Raw genomic sequence first — 15268 nt, 5'->3', positions numbered from 1 at the left:
GATTTAACTTTATGCGAGCAGTAAGGCCCTTGTGCTTACCGAAGTTTGGAAGCATAGATCGAAGGAGGATTTTCGCTCAACCCTTTCAAGACATTTATATGCTCAAGACCCCAAGCTAGCTAGGGGATAGGTGCTCGCTTCAGGAATTGCGGAAATCGCGGTCGGAACGACCGGCATTGATACTTGTGGACGGCGCGACTCAACTGGCCTCCGCACAGGTACAGAACGTCGGGTTCGAAGAAGGGATCCCGCCCGTAAGGATTAGTTGGTGCACAAGTGATGCAATTGGCTGACTAAGGCCCTACAAGTATTCGTATCTCGAATTCTGATCGTTGGACCGTGTCAATACTTAACAATTGTTTAGTAATTTTGATATATGATGCAGGGATAACCAGCGCGTGGTGAGAAAAATGCCTTTCGAGTTGGACATGTCCAAGCTCCGGTATGGTACCGACCTCGTCAAGAGAGGGTTCGCTAGAATGCAGCAGGGAGGGGTCGTAATGGACGTCACCAATGCCGAGCAGGCCAAGATAGCCGAGGAGGCTGGGGCGGTCGCGGTCATGGCCTTGGAGAGAGTACCCGCGGATATACGAGCCCAGGGCGGAGTTGCGAGAATGTCCGACCCGGCCATGATCGAGAAGATCATTGATTCCGTCACCATCCCGGTGATGGCGAAGTGCCGGATCGGCCACTTCGTGGAGGCTCAGGTCCTGGAGTCCTTGGGCGTGGATATGATCGACGAATCAGAGGTCCTTACACCGGCCGACCCATTCTACCATGTGGACAAGAGCAAGTTCACCGTCCCCTTCGTCTGCGGGGCCCGGGACCTCGGCGAGGCTCTCAGGCGCATCGACGAGGGTGCGGCGATGATCAGGACCAAGGGCGAGGCCGGCACCGGCAACGTAATCGAGGCGGTCCGCCACCAGCGGGTCATCATGGGTAAGGTCCGTGAGCTCAAGGGCAAGGATGAGGAGGAGCTTAGGACGGTAGCGAGGGAGATCCAAGCCCCGTTCCCTCTGGTCAGGGAGGTCGCCCAGCTACAGCGCCTTCCGGTGATCAACTTCGCCGCGGGAGGCATCGCCACCCCTGCCGATGCTGCTCTGATGATGCAGCTCGGTTCGGACGGGGTTTTTGTCGGCTCCGGCATCTTCAAATCCAATGACCCCGCCAAGCGGGCCAAGGCGATCGTGGAGGCGGTCACCCACTATGACGATCCCGCCGTCATCGCCAGCATATCCAAGAACCTCGGTGAGGCCATGAGGGGAGTGGAGATCTCCACCATCCCGGCCGACCAAAGGTTGCAGGAGCGGGGCTGGTAAAGCACCAAACCTTTTCGATTCACCCTTTTCCATTCTCTAGCACCGCGTGCAATACCTTGGATGTGACCTCGGGCACCCGCATCAGTCTTGGACCGAGCGATACTATGACATCAGCAATATCATAAACCGGGCTGGCGAAGTCGCCCTCGGGGAAGGCCCCGATCAATACCAGCACCGTACCGTCGCCCGCCATTCCAAAGGTATCCTTGAGCGACACCTCCTCGCCGCTCGGCGAGAGGGCGACCACGAGGTCCGTCTCGATCGCGTGGACCACGGTCCGAAGGTCCTTGCCCGACAGCCGGTACCCAGGTACCTTTTCTCCCTTGAAGAGTTCACCCATGTCCTGAAGGAACCGTATGTAGTTGGGATGAACATCAGCATCCTCGTCGACCTCGATTACCTTATCGTCCCGGGTATGAACGATCACCTTCAACCGCCCCGCCCGATTTAAGGCCGAGCCCTGGCAAAGGAGTAAGGTATTGTGCACGATATCCCCTCGTCCGCGCCGCGACGCCCCTGGCAGGGAAGCCATGATCTCGCGGTGGTAGAAGGCGTCGAGGAGCGGGACCCGGTCATCGGCCGCGGACCGTGGAGCGGACTCCAGCTCAGCGTCGACAAGAAGGACGATTAACCTCACGACACTACAAGGTCGAGCTTATTCATGTCCCTTGCGTCCTTGATCTCCCTGGCGATCCGCTGTCCAGTGCTCATTCCCGGTTCAATGAGGTCCGAGTACGGGGACCCGGTGATGAAGGGATTGGTACCGGCCACGATGCGACAGGAAATCTCGAAAACCTTGAACTCCAGCTTGTCGGTGACGATCGATTCCAGGCAGAACGGGCCGATCAATCCCCCGAACAGCTCGATGCTCCTCTTGATGACGTTCTCGCCCATCTCGAACACCTTGGACAGGAGGCTCTCCCGAATGACGATGGGGATGTTGCCAGTGACCACCAGCGAGGGGAACATCCCGTGCTTCTTCAGCTCCTCGGTGGAGCCGAGCTTGTATAGTTCGTCTATATTGCTCTCGTCCCGGCGGTCCATGGACATCAGCTCCAGGGAGCCGTCACCCACCCGGTAGCCCCGCTGGTGGACGGGGGAGTAAAAGTAGTGCAGGTAATATCTGGTGCCCAGCACATATTCCTGGATGGTGTACGATTCCTGACTCAGGTCGATACCCATCTTGAACTCCATGTAGTCCTTGGCGATGAAGAAGCCCCGACCGCCCTTGGCCCCATTATACTTTACGAGAACGGGCTCCTTGATGTCCTTGGCATCGGCGATCCGCCTCGGCATCTGTATGCCAGCGGACTCCAGCCAGGAGCGTTGGGTCTCCCTGTCCTCCTCCCACTTGAGGACCGACCGGTTGCCGAAGGTCGGCACCTCCATGGCCTCGAACCGCTCGGTGCCCATGTACTCAACAAACGAACCATGGGGAATGATGATGACGTTGCGCTCCCTCAACTCCTCAGCGCGGTCCACGAAGTCGTCGTAGCTGTCGAAGCGAAGGAACTCGTCCGGTTTAGCCAAGGGGAAGGCGTCATAGAACTTGGTCTTCTGGTTGACCGCCAGGCCCAACGTCTTGAACCCTTCCTTCTTGGCCCCGTTGAATAGCTGAAGAGAAGTGTGGGAACATAGAGTGGCAATGGTGATATCCTTGGGATCATAATCCTTGAGGATCTCGAAAATCCTTTTCCTCGGGACCATAACGACAGATTTTGAATCGTTGTAATAAACTTTTGCTATGATGCATCCAGTGTGCTCATGGGGGCCTGATCGATAGCGACCCGGGACGGTGGCGTCCCATCAGCTCACACGATCTTCAGACCCAACCACCAGAAGATCAGGTACACGATGGTAGCACGGGTCACCCCGGCGAAGAAGTTGGTGAGGGCGAAGTAGCGGATGTTCATCAGGCCTTTCTGGTTGAACAACGAGAAGAGGTAGATGGGTACGGTATCGACCATCAGGGGAATACTAAGAATTATGTAAAGGCCAAAATACCGGGTCTTGGCCACGAACCACCGCATGCCATTCATGAACGCCCGGAGGACCCTCCACTTGGAGAACAGCCTGAAAGTGCCGCCGCTGATCTTATCACCCAGGGTGAACACGATTATCGAACCTACGGCCTTGCCGGCCCCCAACACCAGGGCCTTAACCACGACCGGGGTCTCGGGGCTGAAGAAGAGGCCTACCTCCACCGGAATGGGGAGGAAGACCGTGGCGGCGACCGCATAAAGGAAGAAGACGATGCTGTAGATAAATGGGTCTTGGGACAGCCCCTCGAGGAAGAATACCAGGTCTTCGATAACGCCCACAATCGACGATATGGGGACCGGGAACTTAACTCTGCGCCATTGAGACTCGATGGAAGAAGTAACCGCCAGGGCGGGGATCCTATACCAGCCGTATGCCCATCGCCTCGAAAGCGATGAACACGATCAGCCCCCTGCTAATCCCGGCAAGCAGGCTGGTGAGCGCGAACCACCTGAGTCCTAGCACTTGCTGCTCATTGAACACCGAGAAGATGTACAGTGGGACAGTATCGGTCATCAGGGGAATGCTGAGGATCAGATACAAGCCGAGATAATGGAACTTCCTCACCATCCATTCACAGCCCCGGACCAATGACGTGAACCAATTCCATTTGGAGGACCAGGCCCTCACGCCGTCCCCCACCTTCAATCCAATTGAAAAGACCAGTATCGAGCCGAACATCTTGCCCAAGCCCATCAGCACGATCTTTATCCAGACTGGGGTAGCTGGACTAAAGAACAGCCCTACCTCCACCGGAATGGGCAGGAAAACGGCTGCTAAGATGGTGTAGACAAAGAAGATGACACTGAAAGAGAGGGGATCGTTGGAACTGACCTCAAGCAGGTGCATCAGATCATCAAGGAAAGATGACAGGGCCGCTAAAACGTCCATCCGGCAGAGGAGAAGTGAGCTACTTAAAATCACTTTGCCTCTGATTTCGGTAGTATCCAGACTTTTTTCTCAGTGAGCAATATATTTAAATCAGTTTGTAGATTACACTCGGAAGGGATAAAATGGCGCCGAAGGCAAGCAGTGACAAAGACGACTGGATAAAGCAGTTGGATGCCGAGCTGGAAAAGCAAACCCAAGACATCAAGAAGGATGCTTCGGAGCTGCAAACCCAGATGGGCGCTTTGAACAAGACGCTAATCTCCGATTTCGACCAGATCAAGGAACGGTTTGACAAACAGAAGATCTTCCTATCGATGGAACCCCAGAGAAGTGTGTACGCTCAGCAGGACGACACCCTTGAGAACTGGGACTTCAAGAATGATTTTCACCCCGAGGACATACGCAACATTCAGCTCATCGACCGCACCCAGGAGCAGGGGCGCATGGGCGATTCTCTCAAGGTATGGTACTACAATGATAATGGTGTCGTCCGCTTGCGCATGATCTTTGAGTACTGCGAGGGCGAGCATTACTACAAGTACGCGGGATGGAAGAGAGTATTCGGGCAGTTCGTTCTGTACGACGCGGCCCTCTCCGACGTATCCCTCGTAGAGATACACGACAAGATGGCCATCGTGGTCAAGGCCTGGTTCGAGAGCCACCTCCGCCACAACCGCGAGGTCCTCATCAACGCGCTGAAGGACAATTTCGAGAAGGGAGAGACCTTCACCGAGTGAGCGCCATTTTCCCACAAACCCCTTACTTTCCGTTTTATATTGCCACTTTCGCCCCCCTAGCAACGCCCCTGACCCTACTGGGTATAGCATGTAAGGGCACCACTTTCACTCACCCGCTAACAATGCATTTAATAGGTAGGGACATAGGTTAGCCCTGACTTCATCAAGTGAGGAATGGAAATGATGAACAAGGAAGAGATCGCACCCCATGTCAAAGAGATCGCCAGGGTGCTGGAAGGAAAGGTCAAGGAGCAGGATATCGAGAAAGACCTTGACAACTACCTGAATGTCTACAGGATGTCCCTGGAGGCATCCAAGCGCCACATCGTTCGCAAGTACGGCGGCGACCCCAATGCCCTGACCAAGGGCGAAAGGAAGCTACTCTCCCAGCTCGGTCTGAGCGAGCAAAGCGTGGACCTCCTCGTAAGGGTCATGTCCTCCAACACCCGTGAGGTGTCGGTAGGGGGTACCCCCAAGACTATCCAGTCCGGGATACTGGCGGACGAGAACGGCGGCACCGTCAAATTCACGGTGTGGGACGTGTCCAAGGCGGACCTGAAAGCCGGGGAGAACTATCTCATCCGGTACGCCTATACCAAGGAGTGGAGCGGACAGCCTGAGGTCCACCTAGGCAACCGAGTGGTGGTCGAGCTACGTCCACAGGACGAGGTGAAGGTGCCTGATAACGTGGTGGTCCCCCAGGTCGGAGGCGGATACTCCGCCCCCATCGTAGCCAAGGTGTCCGATCTGAGAGAAAATATGAACAACATTACCATCACTGGACGTGTCCTCACACTCAGGGCCAAAGAGGTGGAGACCCCCTCAGGCAAGAAGGCCATGTTCACCGGAGTCATCGCCGATGAAACCGGCAAGGTTGAGTTCACGGCCTGGCATGACTTCGGTCTGAAGGAGAACGAAGTCATCACCGTGACCAATGCCTACGTTAAGGGTTGGAAGGGGATTCCACGCCTAAGCTTCGGGGAGAGAGGACAGGTCACCAGGCCCAAGGTCAAGCTGCCCACCGTGGACGAGCTGTCACAGGCAGTGAGGAAGAGCATCGACGACCTCGAGAAGACCGGTGGGGCCTCCGACGTCATCGTCACTGGGACCATCGTGGACATCAAGAAGGGCACCGGGCTGATCTTCCGATGCCCGGAGTGCAACCGAGTGGTGCAGAAGGGCGTGTGCCAGGTCCATGGCAAGGTGCAGCAGGTCCCTGACCTCCGCATCAAGGTGGTGGTGGACGACGGTTCCGCGGCCATCACCGCGGTCATGAAGAAGGAGGTCACCGAAACCCTGACCGGCATCACCCTCAAGGACGCGCTGAACGAAGCAAGGGAAACCATGGATCCCGATGCGGTGGGCCACCGCTTCGAGGAACAGTTGCTGGCCAAGCCTATCGAGGTCCGGGGCAACGTCATATCTGACGACTACGGGCTGTCGATGAACGTCACCGAGGCCAAGTTCGTGGTGCTGGATGTGAGGACCGAGGCGGAAGCGCTCCTTAGGAAGATCGAGGTGATCTGATGAAGACCAGGGAGGTCGCTTGGAGGGTCTTCGCTTCGGAATACAACGCCTCGACGCTGGAGATCAAGGGCGAGGGGGAGAAAGCCCCCTCGTACGTCGTGACTCCTCTGGGGGCGATGGTGAATCGCGTGTTTATCGTTGGGCTGCTCACCGACCTGCAAAACCTCGGCACCGAGGGCGAACCGTACTGGCGGGCCTTGCTCTCCGACGGCATGAACAAGTACTACCTCTTCGCCGGGAAGTATAATCCGGAAGCTACCCTCATGCTGTCCAAGCTTCAGCCCCCTGCCTATGTGGCGGTGGTCGGAAAGACCAGGACCTACTCTCCCGAAGAGGGTAAGATCTTTGTCTCCATCCGCCCGGAGAAGATCATCCAGGTTGATGATGACATCAAGGACAACTGGGTGCTAGAGGCGGCTAGGTCCACCCTCAAGCGGATCGACTGCATGGAAGAGGCAATGCAGATGGAGTCCCCTACCGCGGATGAACTCGTCAAGCTAGGGTACAGCCCGGCGTTGGCCGAGGGCGTGGTCCGCGCTCTACCTCATTACAAGGATGTTGAGCTAAACCGCTACCGGGGAATGGTCCTGGAGGCTCTGGAGCAGCTCCTTCCGGAGCGCTCCGGCCAGCTGCCCATACCAGCGGACATGCCCTCTGCCGGCCCCGAGGAGATCGAGGACGAGGGCGATGATGGGGACAAGGAAGAGCTGGTCCTCAAGTTGATCGATCGCCTGGACACCAACAAGAAGGGCGCGCCGCTGGCCGATCTCATCCGAGAGGCGGCCAAGTCTGGCATAGGCGAGGCCGAGCTGGAAGAGATCAACAACTCCCTGCTGGACAAAGGCCTGATCTATGAACCGACCATCGGGAAGATGAAGCGCATCTGAGCGCCATCCCCTTTTCCTTTTTTATTCCACCTTCTTGAGCTCGGCCATCAGCATGTCCTCGAACTGCCATTCATTATCGAAGTGGTCGTTGAGGTCCTTAATCAGCACATAGAACCACCAGATAGCGAACACTGGAAGGAGGACAGAGACTATCAGGTAGAGGACATAGCTGCGCTCGCTGATGCTCTTCCATGCGCTGGGCATCAGCGGACCCATGCCGATCTGGGACGCGGCAAAGTTGACGTTCTGTACGAAGCCGTAGAAGCGGCGGTCATGTCCTGGGGCGAAATCGGTGAGCCAGAACAAAGTCAGCACGATGGCCACGATGTTGATGCCGGGGATGAGGCAGAGGATTGTCCACAGCAGCGCGCTCTGCGGCTCCTCGTGCATTAGGGAGCCATGGTCGAAGGCCTGCATCGCCTGGACGTACGGGTCGGTGAGGTGGCCGATCCCTTTTTCCTCCCCCCGGAAGCGGAAGAAATCCATGATCTCTCGACGCAGCGCGGATTCCCTGGCCATGTGCTCGTTGCGTCTCTTGAGCAGTCGAAAGATGAGGAATGCGATGAGGATGACGGCGACGATCGTGCCTACGATGGTGACGGTCAGGCCTGCCCACATATCATAGTATATGAAGCTTATGAGCCCCAGCACGTAGCTGGCCACCACCGCCACCACCGGGAGGAGGATCCAGTACTCGGAGATCTTGATATCGGTCTGCTGCCTGCGCCCCATGGTCATCAGGAGCGCTTCCCTGGCCTTGGCCGAGGAGCCCCAGCCAGCGAAGGGCGATGAGGGGGGCGGGGTCGGAGGCCCTCCTGACAGGCTCTTGCCGCAAGCGGTACAGTATCCGGAACCAGGCTTGACCGTCGACCCGCACTGTGGGCAAAGGACCGATTCATCGCTCAAGTGTTCGCCTCACGCTTCTTTCTATCATGGAGTAGAGATGATTCCCGGTATAAAGCAATGCGAGAGCGTTCCCACGCGCGATTTCCTCCCTGCCTTTCCCGACCACCGGGGTGGGGGGTTGGAACGGGCCATCTGCCCGGGATCTCCTGGACGAGGGTGGCGATCAGCGGGACACCTTGATGGACGCATAGCCGACCACGTCCTCCATCGGCGATACATCGCCGGAGTTACCGTACTTCAGCAGCTCGGCGCGTCTACCTCCCGACGCCAGGAGCATGGCCATTACCGGCCCGTACCCGCACATGGAGACGCTCTTGCGGACGACGGTGTCGTACACTCCCTCGGCATCGAGGGCAAGGATCCGGTCAATTACTGCACGGTCCTGCCTCGCGGCCACCGCAGCCGGGACGTAGTGGGAGAAGTCGGTGGAGGCAACGATCACGACATCGCGTCCCTGACAGGCCTTCTTGATCTCGTGGCCCACCTCCGCCGCGGTCTCATAGTCCTGGGCGGCCATGGCGATGGGGACGAAGGTGATGTCCTCGCGAAGGTACTGGATGAACGGCAGCTGGACCTCAATGGAATGCTCGTAGCGATGGGCTGTGGGATCGTCGGCGATGAGCCTTCCCATCCGACCGACGATCTCCTGGTCGATGCGGACCCGACCGAGGGGGGTATCGAAGTCCTCAGTGGTCATCGCCACCGGAGAGCCGAGGCCGCTGTGGTTAGGACCGATAACGATGAATGTTTCGGGAAACCCATCCTCGGCCAGGGCAGCGTAGGCGTGGGCGGCCACCGGGCCGGAATAGATGTAGCCGGCATGGGGCACCACCAGGCCCACGATGTCCCGCGGCCCGCTGCTGTTGAGCGATGGCCTCTTCCCGATATAAGCATCGTAGAGGTGGTCAATCTCCTCCCTTACCTGCTTCTCGGTGCGGGGATAGAACTTACCTGCGACAGCGGGCTGCCTCATGGCCATCATGCCTTAAAGGGCACCAGTGGTTATATCTAATTACCGCGGAAATGGGAAAATGAAAAGCCGCCGGGGAGCGGCAGGCCAAAGGGTTGGTAACGGCCATCCGTAAAGAACGGTTAAGGGGTTTAGAGGGAAGCCTCAAAGTCGTCCATGGTGAGCTTGAACTCATCGTAGGACTTGATGAGGCCCTTCTCCTTGAGAATCTCTCTCGTCAGCAGCCAATAGACGCAAGCGAGAGCCCGCCGCCCCTTGTTGTTGGTGGGGATAACCAGGTCGACGTTCCTGGTCTCATTGTTGGCATCGCAAAGGGCGACGATGGGAATCCCGATGTTCATGGCTTCGGCGACGGCCTGCTGGTCAGCAGCAGGGTCGGTAACGAGGAGCACCTCGGGTTCAATGTACTCGGGAAGCATGGGGTTGGTCATGGTGCCGGGGACGAACCGTCCGGCGAAGACCTTGGCCCCGATGGTCTTGGCGAAGACCTTGGCCGGCTTCTGGCCGTATTGCCTAGCCGAGGAAATGAGAATCCGGTCCGGCTGAATCCGGGCCAGGAATTTGGCCACCGCCCGGATGCGGGCGTCGGTCTGCTTTACATCCATTACGTATAATCCGTCCGACCTGACCTTGAAGATGAACTTCTTCATGTCGGCGCTTTTCTGCTGGGTACCTATGTGGACGCCCGAGGTTAGGTAAACATCTTCGGGCACCAGAAGCTCGGTCTTGACCTCTTCGCTCATCTAAAAACCTCACATGTCTCTTTTTACCGTGATAGGGAGCACGCCCCTATCGTACTCGAGCCTGGCAATCTCCACCGGGTCGATCATTCCCTCGGGTATATCGATAAGAACCGGCGCACCCAATGATACCTGTAACGACCGGGCACCGATGATACGCGCCTTCTCAAATCTAGTGTATTTCATAATAGCACCACGCGGGAGTGGCCTGATATTAACAGTCCACTTATAAATCTTTTGCAAAGCGTCCGATCGACGTCCAGATAGTTGATTGCCATGCTTCTCATTCCATTCTTTTTTACATCACCTATGCCCATTCTCAGGGTGTGACCAAATGTTTTGGTGGATAGCCGATTACACAAGGTCATCTTAAACGCTTGTATCACCAGGAGGGACGCCCGGCCCGGGGTGACGAGGATATTATTGGCACTGCGCCCACCCTTTGGCGGATAACGATTTGTACGAGCACGCTCTCCCGTCAGTGACGTCCGTCCTATCCTTTGGAGGTTAAGGCGGGCAGGAAACGATAAGATGCTATTCAACAGGGCCACGGCCTCGCCCACGGCCGGTCGGCAGAGGATCCTCGGCGAGAAAGGGCTTATCGCACTCCTCGGGCTGCTGAGCGCGTTCGTCCCCCTATCCACCGACCTTTACCTTCCGGCGCTGCCGAGCATGATGGTCCAGTACCAGGTCACAGAGGGGGAGATGAACCTCACGCTGATCGCGTTCTTCATCACCTATGGCTTGGCGACCCTGGTGTGGGGTCCACTGAGCGACAAGTACGGGCGCAGGCCGGTGCTCATGGCCGGTCTGACCGTCTACATCCTGGCAAGTTTGATGTGTGCGCTCTCGGGCAGCATCCTTGCGCTTATCGTTTTCCGGACCTTTCAGGCCATCGGGGGCGGGGGCGTCACTGCGGTGGCCACCGCCACCATCAAGGACGTCTTCGACGGCCGAAAGCGCCTCGTGGTGCTGGCGATCGTCCAGTCCATGGTGCTCATCGCGCCGGCAGTAGCCCCGGTGATCGGCGCCCTCCTCCTACAGTTCACCACCTGGCAGGGTATCTTCCTGGTGCTGGCGGGGATTGGGACGACCGCATTGCTCGGCACCCTAGCCCTGGTGGAAACACTGGATGAGCGTTACACAGGCTCGATCTTCGGCGCCCTAGGACGCCTCGGCGTGGTGCTAAGGAACCGCCGCTTCACCTACCTGCTGATCATGTTCTCCCTGGTCAGTATGGCTTCCCTGTCCTTCGTGGCCGCGTCATCCTACATCTACGTCAACGGTTTCGGTCTGACCGAGCAGGAGTACAGCTACCACTTCGCCCTCAACGCCATGGGCTTGGTGACCGCTCCCGTTGCTTACATTTTCCTATCCCGGCGGTTCGATATGGGGCCAGTCATCGGCCTGTGCTTCCTGACCATCACCGCATCGGGGACGCTGGTGTGCATCCTGGGCGGCATATCCCCACTAACCTTCGCCCTGTCCCTGCTCCCCGCCACCTTCTGCGGCAGCCTCACCCGAGCTCCGGGCACCAACCTGATCCTGGAGCAGCAGAGGGGGGATGCGGGGTCTGCTTCCTCGCTCATCGCCTGCACCGGCGTCCTCATGGGCAGTCTGGGGATGTCCATCGTATCGCTTGACTGGCCCGATCTGGTTTTCGTGCTGGGCGCAGTCAACGCGATGGTAGGGGCAGCATGCCTCACCATGTGGCTCATCCTGAGCGGGACAGAGCAGAGGGTGCCCGCGGGGGCGAGGTAGCGGCGTTCCCTGCAGGCTTTGCCGCCCTCACTGCCGGGGGCCGGCTTCCATTCTGTTCCTGAGGTGGGGGACCAGCCCACCATCCTCGAGGATACGGAGAAGGAACGCCGGGGGCGGACTGAACCTCGCGCCCTCACCCGTCCGAGTATTGCGCAGCGTGCCCCCTGCCAGATCGATCTCCGCGGTGTCCCCCGGCTCGAACATGCGCCCCGCTTCCGGGCAGATGACGATCGGGAGGCCGACGTTGATGGCGTTGCGATAGAATATCCGCGCCGCGCTGCCCACCACGACCGCGGCCACTCCTGCCGCTTTCAGTGCCAGGGGGGCCTGCTCACGCGATGACCCGCAACCGAAGTTGCGGCCGGCGATAATTATGTCCCCGGGGTGCACTTCACTGGCGAAGTGGACGTCCACATCCTCCATGGCGTGGGAGGCGAGATGCTTGAGGTCGTAGTTGTCGAGGTACCTCCCGGGAATGATGAGGTCGGTATTGATGTGGTCCCCATACTTCCATACCCTGCCGCGGATCATATCAAGGCCTCCTGGGGTCGGCGATGGCACCCTTGAGCGCGCTTACGGCCACCGTTTCCGGTGACGCTAGGTAGACCTCTGCGTCGGGCGAGCCCATGCGCCCCCGGAAGTTGCGGTTGGTGGTGGAGATGCATCTCTCTCCAGCGGCAAGGAGCCCTTGGTGCCCGCCCAGACAGGGACCGCAACCGGGGTTGAGGATCACCGCCCCGGACCTTGCCAGAGAGGTAAGGATGCCTTTCTCCGCCGCTTCGATGTACACCTCCCTGGAAGCGGGCACCACAATGAACCGCACATCCTTGGACACTTTGTTTCCACGGAGCACCCCCTCCGCCGCGGCCAGATCCTCCAGTCGACCGTTGGTGCAGGAGCCGAGCACTGCCTGATCGATCTTCAGTCCCTCCACCTTGGTCACCGGTACGACGTTGTCAACGGTATGGGGGCATGCCACCTGGGGTTCCAGTTCCTCCACGTCCATCTCCAGTTCTTCGTCCGCCGCTGCGGCCTGGTACGAGGGATCCAACACCCACCGGCGATCGGTCCGCGGGGCGAGCCAGTCCTGGGTCTTGCGGTCAGGGTAGCAGATCCCGACCTTAGCCCCCATCTCGATGCTCATGTTGCTCATGACCATGCGCGAGGCGATGCTCATCCTGGAGACCGCGTCACCGACGAACTCCACGCACTTGTAGTCCGCCCCGTCGGAGCCCAGGGAGCCGATGATATGCAGGATGACATCCTTGGACCACACATGGGGCGGCAACTTCCCCCGCAGGTGTATGCGCATGGTCTCTGGCACTCTCATCCAGATCTCCCCCGTCGCCCAGACCGCGGCCATCTCGGTGGCTCCGATGCCGGTAGCGAACGCCCCTAACGCCCCGTAGGTGGTGGTGTGCGAGTCAGTCCCCACAACGAGCATCTCCGGCACGACGTGGCCTTTCTCCGGCAGCACCTGATGACAGATGCCCTCGCCCAGATCGTAGAAGTTGGGGAGCTGTTCGGTCCGAGCGAAGGTCCGCACCTCCTTGTGGCCCTCGGCCGTCTTGATGGTATTGGCGGGTATGCGGTGATCGAAGAGGAGCACTACCTTGCGGGGATCCCAGATCCGCCGGGCCCCGATCTCGCGGAACGAGCGAAGGACCAGCGCGGAGTTCTCGTGGGACATGGCCAGGTCGACCTTGGCATTGACGATGTCCCCTGTGCATGCGTTCTCTCCGCTGGCGCGGGATAGGACCTTTTGCGCAAAGGTCATGGGAGGCATGTTCGAGCGCACATCGTGGCCGGATAAATCACTATCGCATTCCCTACCAGGAAGTGTGGACCACTTATTCTAGCCCGATAACGGTAGAGGTCCTTTCTCGCAGTATAGACGCCTCGTATATTTCACACCCGCGCTGATATGCTCCGAAAAAGTGGATTGGAATCCGCGTTTGTCGTTTTTTTCGGGCTAAATATCGTAAATCATCTGCGATTGTCGAAACTGACTTTCGGTAAAGATTTATATCGATTCATATTTCCTTATCCGTGATAGATTTGGGAGAATTTGGCATGGAGGAATTCATACCATCCAAGCACAAGGGAAATCTCCAGGACTATGAGACCGCCCTGAAGGAGTTCACCTGGTCCTCGGTCGACAAGGAATTCGACTGGCACAAAGGCGGGGTCTACAACGTGGCCCGGGAAGCAATCGACCGGCACGCCCAGAACTGGAGGAAGAACAAGATCGCACTGTACTCGATCACCGCCAACAACGAGGTCCGCAAGTATACCTTCGGCGAGATGGCAGAGATGACCAACCGGCTGGCGTCCGGACTGGAGAAGCTCGGGGCGGTCAAGGGCGACCGCATCTTCGTGTTCCTGGACCGGACCTCGGAGCTTTACATGGCCATGATCGCCATCCCCAAGATGGGGGGCATCGCCGGCCCCCTGTTCTCTGCGCTGGGACCAGACGCGGTGAAGGACCGGGCCCTCGACTGCAGTGCCAAGTTCATCGTTACCTCTCCCTATCTGTACAAGCGGCTGGAGCCGATCATGGACGACCTGGTCGACGTTCAGAAGTTCATCATCGTCGGTGACAATTCGGACCTCGGCGAGCGAACGGTGAGCTTCGACGAGGTCATGGCATCGGGTGATCCCAACTACCAGACGGTGAACATGGCGCCCACCGAACCCTATATCATCCACTACACCTCGGGCTCGACCGGGAAACCGAAGGGCGTGCTGCTGGGACATAAAGCGATGATACAGCAATGGTTCACCTCCAAGAATGTCCTCGACCTCAGGGAGGAGGATACCTATTGGTGCACCGCCGACCCCGGGTGGGTCACCGGAACCTCCTACGGCATCTTCGGCCCTTGGTACCTGGGGGCCACTCTGATCTCATATGAAGGCCGCTTCGACGCCCGGATCTGGTACTCCCTCCTTCAGAGGTACGGGATCACCGTCTGGTATACGGCTCCGACGGCCCTCAGGATGCTGATGAAGGCCGGGGACGATGCAGTGAAGGAGTTCGACTTTTCCAAGCTTCGCCACATCTGCTCGGTCGGAGAGCCCCTCAACGCCGAGGTCGTGCGGTGGGGAATGAGGGTCCTGGACCGCCGCATCCATGATACTTGGTGGCAGACCGAGACCGGTGCCCAGCTCATTTGCAATTATCCATGCATGACTATCAAACCCGGGTCCATGGGCAGGCCCATCCCAGGAGTCATCGCCTCGGTGGTGGACGAGAACGGAGTGGAGGTCCCGCCCAAGAAGGAGGGTTTCCTCGCTCTGCGGCCGGGCTGGCCGTCGATGATGCTGGGCATCTGGAGGAACACTCCCAAGTTCAAGGAGTACTTCCGCGTCCCCGGCTGGTACATCGCCGGGGACCAGGCGTACAAGGACGAGGACGGCTACTTCTGGTTCCTGGGCCGAGCTGACGACGTCATCAAGACCTCCGGCGAGCGGCTCGGACCGTTCGAGGTCG

General features: G+C 58.5%; 16 protein-coding genes. 6 read left to right on the top strand and 10 right to left on the bottom strand.

Annotation, left to right across the window (positions count from 1 at the left end):
* The first annotated feature begins 410 nt into the window (after window positions 1–410).
* Window positions 411–1319 carry a pyridoxal 5'-phosphate synthase lyase subunit PdxS gene (pdxS, locus tag SA339_11225; GenBank protein ID MDW5563788.1) on the top strand — a complete coding sequence of 303 codons (909 nt, stop codon included), beginning with the start codon at window positions 411–413 and terminating at the stop codon, window positions 1317–1319.
* A gap of 19 nt (window positions 1320–1338) precedes the next feature.
* Here pdxS and SA339_11220 read toward each other — a convergent pair whose 3' ends face one another.
* The 4 genes from SA339_11220 to SA339_11205 form a co-directional block, all read right to left on the bottom strand.
* Entirely contained in the window at window positions 1339–1956 is a 618-nt protein-coding gene (locus SA339_11220) for a hypothetical protein (GenBank protein MDW5563787.1), read from the bottom strand.
* Window positions 1953–3026 (bottom strand): formate--phosphoribosylaminoimidazolecarboxamide ligase, encoded by a 1074-nt coding sequence (locus tag SA339_11215; GenBank protein ID MDW5563786.1) that lies wholly within the window; start codon window positions 3024–3026, stop codon window positions 1953–1955. Before SA339_11215 ends, SA339_11220 begins: the two co-directional genes overlap by 4 nt.
* Window positions 3027–3130: 104 nt before the next feature.
* The gene (locus tag SA339_11210; GenBank protein ID MDW5563785.1) at window positions 3131–3640 is read right to left on the bottom strand and encodes a hypothetical protein; all 510 of its coding nucleotides are present in this window, start codon (window positions 3638–3640) and stop codon (window positions 3131–3133) included.
* Window positions 3641–3719: 79 nt separating this feature from the next.
* Window positions 3720–4208, bottom strand: a complete 489-nt coding sequence (locus SA339_11205; protein ID MDW5563784.1) for a hypothetical protein — start codon at window positions 4206–4208, stop codon at window positions 3720–3722.
* A gap of 164 nt (window positions 4209–4372) precedes the next feature.
* Here SA339_11205 and SA339_11200 point away from each other — a divergent pair, with 164 nt between their 5' ends.
* From SA339_11200 to SA339_11190, 3 genes are all read left to right on the top strand, one after another.
* Entirely contained in the window at window positions 4373–4987 is a 615-nt protein-coding gene (locus SA339_11200; GenBank protein MDW5563783.1) for a hypothetical protein, read from the top strand.
* A gap of 183 nt (window positions 4988–5170) precedes the next feature.
* Window positions 5171–6514: a hypothetical protein gene (locus SA339_11195; protein ID MDW5563782.1), complete on the top strand. Its 1344-nt coding sequence runs from the start codon at window positions 5171–5173 to the stop codon at window positions 6512–6514.
* Window positions 6514–7401: a glycerol dehydrogenase gene (locus tag SA339_11190; GenBank protein MDW5563781.1), complete on the top strand. Its 888-nt coding sequence runs from the start codon at window positions 6514–6516 to the stop codon at window positions 7399–7401. Before SA339_11195 ends, SA339_11190 begins: the two co-directional genes overlap by 1 nt.
* A gap of 21 nt (window positions 7402–7422) precedes the next feature.
* Here SA339_11190 and SA339_11185 read toward each other — a convergent pair whose 3' ends face one another.
* From SA339_11185 to SA339_11170, 4 genes are all read right to left on the bottom strand, one after another.
* Window positions 7423–8307: a zinc ribbon domain-containing protein gene (locus SA339_11185; protein ID MDW5563780.1), complete on the bottom strand. Its 885-nt coding sequence runs from the start codon at window positions 8305–8307 to the stop codon at window positions 7423–7425.
* A gap of 163 nt (window positions 8308–8470) precedes the next feature.
* On the bottom strand, window positions 8471–9286 hold the full coding sequence (locus SA339_11180) for an MEMO1 family protein (GenBank protein ID MDW5563779.1): 816 nt from the start codon (window positions 9284–9286) through the stop codon (window positions 8471–8473).
* Between the two features lie 122 nt (window positions 9287–9408).
* Complete coding sequence (gene rpsB / locus SA339_11175; GenBank protein ID MDW5563778.1) at window positions 9409–10020, bottom strand: 30S ribosomal protein S2; 612 nt, start codon at window positions 10018–10020, stop codon at window positions 9409–9411.
* Between the two features lie 9 nt (window positions 10021–10029).
* Window positions 10030–10203 (bottom strand): DNA-directed RNA polymerase subunit K, encoded by a 174-nt coding sequence (locus tag SA339_11170; GenBank protein MDW5563777.1) that lies wholly within the window; start codon window positions 10201–10203, stop codon window positions 10030–10032.
* A 345-nt stretch (window positions 10204–10548) separates the two neighbouring features.
* Here SA339_11170 and SA339_11165 point away from each other — a divergent pair, with 345 nt between their 5' ends.
* Window positions 10549–11778, top strand: coding sequence for a multidrug effflux MFS transporter (locus SA339_11165; protein ID MDW5563776.1), 1230 nt, complete (start codon window positions 10549–10551; stop codon window positions 11776–11778).
* 27 nt (window positions 11779–11805) lie between these two features.
* Here the strand turns inward: SA339_11165 and SA339_11160 are convergent, their stop codons facing one another.
* Together SA339_11160 and SA339_11155 are read right to left on the bottom strand one after the other, a co-directional pair.
* Window positions 11806–12309 (bottom strand): 3-isopropylmalate dehydratase small subunit, encoded by a 504-nt coding sequence (locus SA339_11160; protein ID MDW5563775.1) that lies wholly within the window; start codon window positions 12307–12309, stop codon window positions 11806–11808.
* A gap of 1 nt (window position 12310) precedes the next feature.
* Window positions 12311–13555: a 3-isopropylmalate dehydratase large subunit gene (locus tag SA339_11155; GenBank protein ID MDW5563774.1), complete on the bottom strand. Its 1245-nt coding sequence runs from the start codon at window positions 13553–13555 to the stop codon at window positions 12311–12313.
* 296 nt (window positions 13556–13851) lie between these two features.
* Between SA339_11155 and SA339_11150 the strand changes: the two genes are divergently transcribed.
* Window positions 13852–15268, top strand: a 1417-nt coding sequence (locus tag SA339_11150) for an AMP-binding protein (GenBank protein MDW5563773.1), incomplete at its 3' end; no start/stop codon positions are given.

Origin of the sequence: Methanomassiliicoccus sp., from assembly GCA_033485155.1 — an archaeon.
Classification (GTDB): Archaea; Thermoplasmatota; Thermoplasmata; order Methanomassiliicoccales; family Methanomassiliicoccaceae; genus UBA6.
Note: the sequence above shows the minus strand (reverse complement) of the source record. Positions and strands in the feature narration are given on the sequence as shown.

What these genes read in the sequence shown, in the direction of transcription:
- SA339_11165 (MDW5563776.1), top strand. Translation starts at nt 10,549, where the DNA reads ATGCTATTCAACAGGGCCACGGCCTCGCCCACGGCCGGTCGGCAGAGG.
- SA339_11155 (MDW5563774.1), bottom strand. Translation starts at nt 13,555, where the DNA reads ATGACCTTTGCGCAAAAGGTCCTATCCCGCGCCAGCGGAGAGAACGCA.
- SA339_11205 (MDW5563784.1), bottom strand. Translation starts at nt 4,208, where the DNA reads ATGCACCTGCTTGAGGTCAGTTCCAACGATCCCCTCTCTTTCAGTGTC.
- SA339_11195 (MDW5563782.1), top strand. Translation starts at nt 5,171, where the DNA reads ATGAACAAGGAAGAGATCGCACCCCATGTCAAAGAGATCGCCAGGGTG.
- SA339_11190 (MDW5563781.1), top strand. Translation starts at nt 6,514, where the DNA reads ATGAAGACCAGGGAGGTCGCTTGGAGGGTCTTCGCTTCGGAATACAAC.
- SA339_11160 (MDW5563775.1), bottom strand. Translation starts at nt 12,309, where the DNA reads ATGATCCGCGGCAGGGTATGGAAGTATGGGGACCACATCAATACCGAC.
- SA339_11170 (MDW5563777.1), bottom strand. Translation starts at nt 10,203, where the DNA reads ATGAAATACACTAGATTTGAGAAGGCGCGTATCATCGGTGCCCGGTCG.
- SA339_11200 (MDW5563783.1), top strand. Translation starts at nt 4,373, where the DNA reads ATGGCGCCGAAGGCAAGCAGTGACAAAGACGACTGGATAAAGCAGTTG.
- pdxS (MDW5563788.1), top strand. Translation starts at nt 411, where the DNA reads ATGCCTTTCGAGTTGGACATGTCCAAGCTCCGGTATGGTACCGACCTC.
- SA339_11180 (MDW5563779.1), bottom strand. Translation starts at nt 9,286, where the DNA reads ATGGCCATGAGGCAGCCCGCTGTCGCAGGTAAGTTCTATCCCCGCACC.
- SA339_11215 (MDW5563786.1), bottom strand. Translation starts at nt 3,026, where the DNA reads ATGGTCCCGAGGAAAAGGATTTTCGAGATCCTCAAGGATTATGATCCC.
- rpsB (MDW5563778.1), bottom strand. Translation starts at nt 10,020, where the DNA reads ATGAGCGAAGAGGTCAAGACCGAGCTTCTGGTGCCCGAAGATGTTTAC.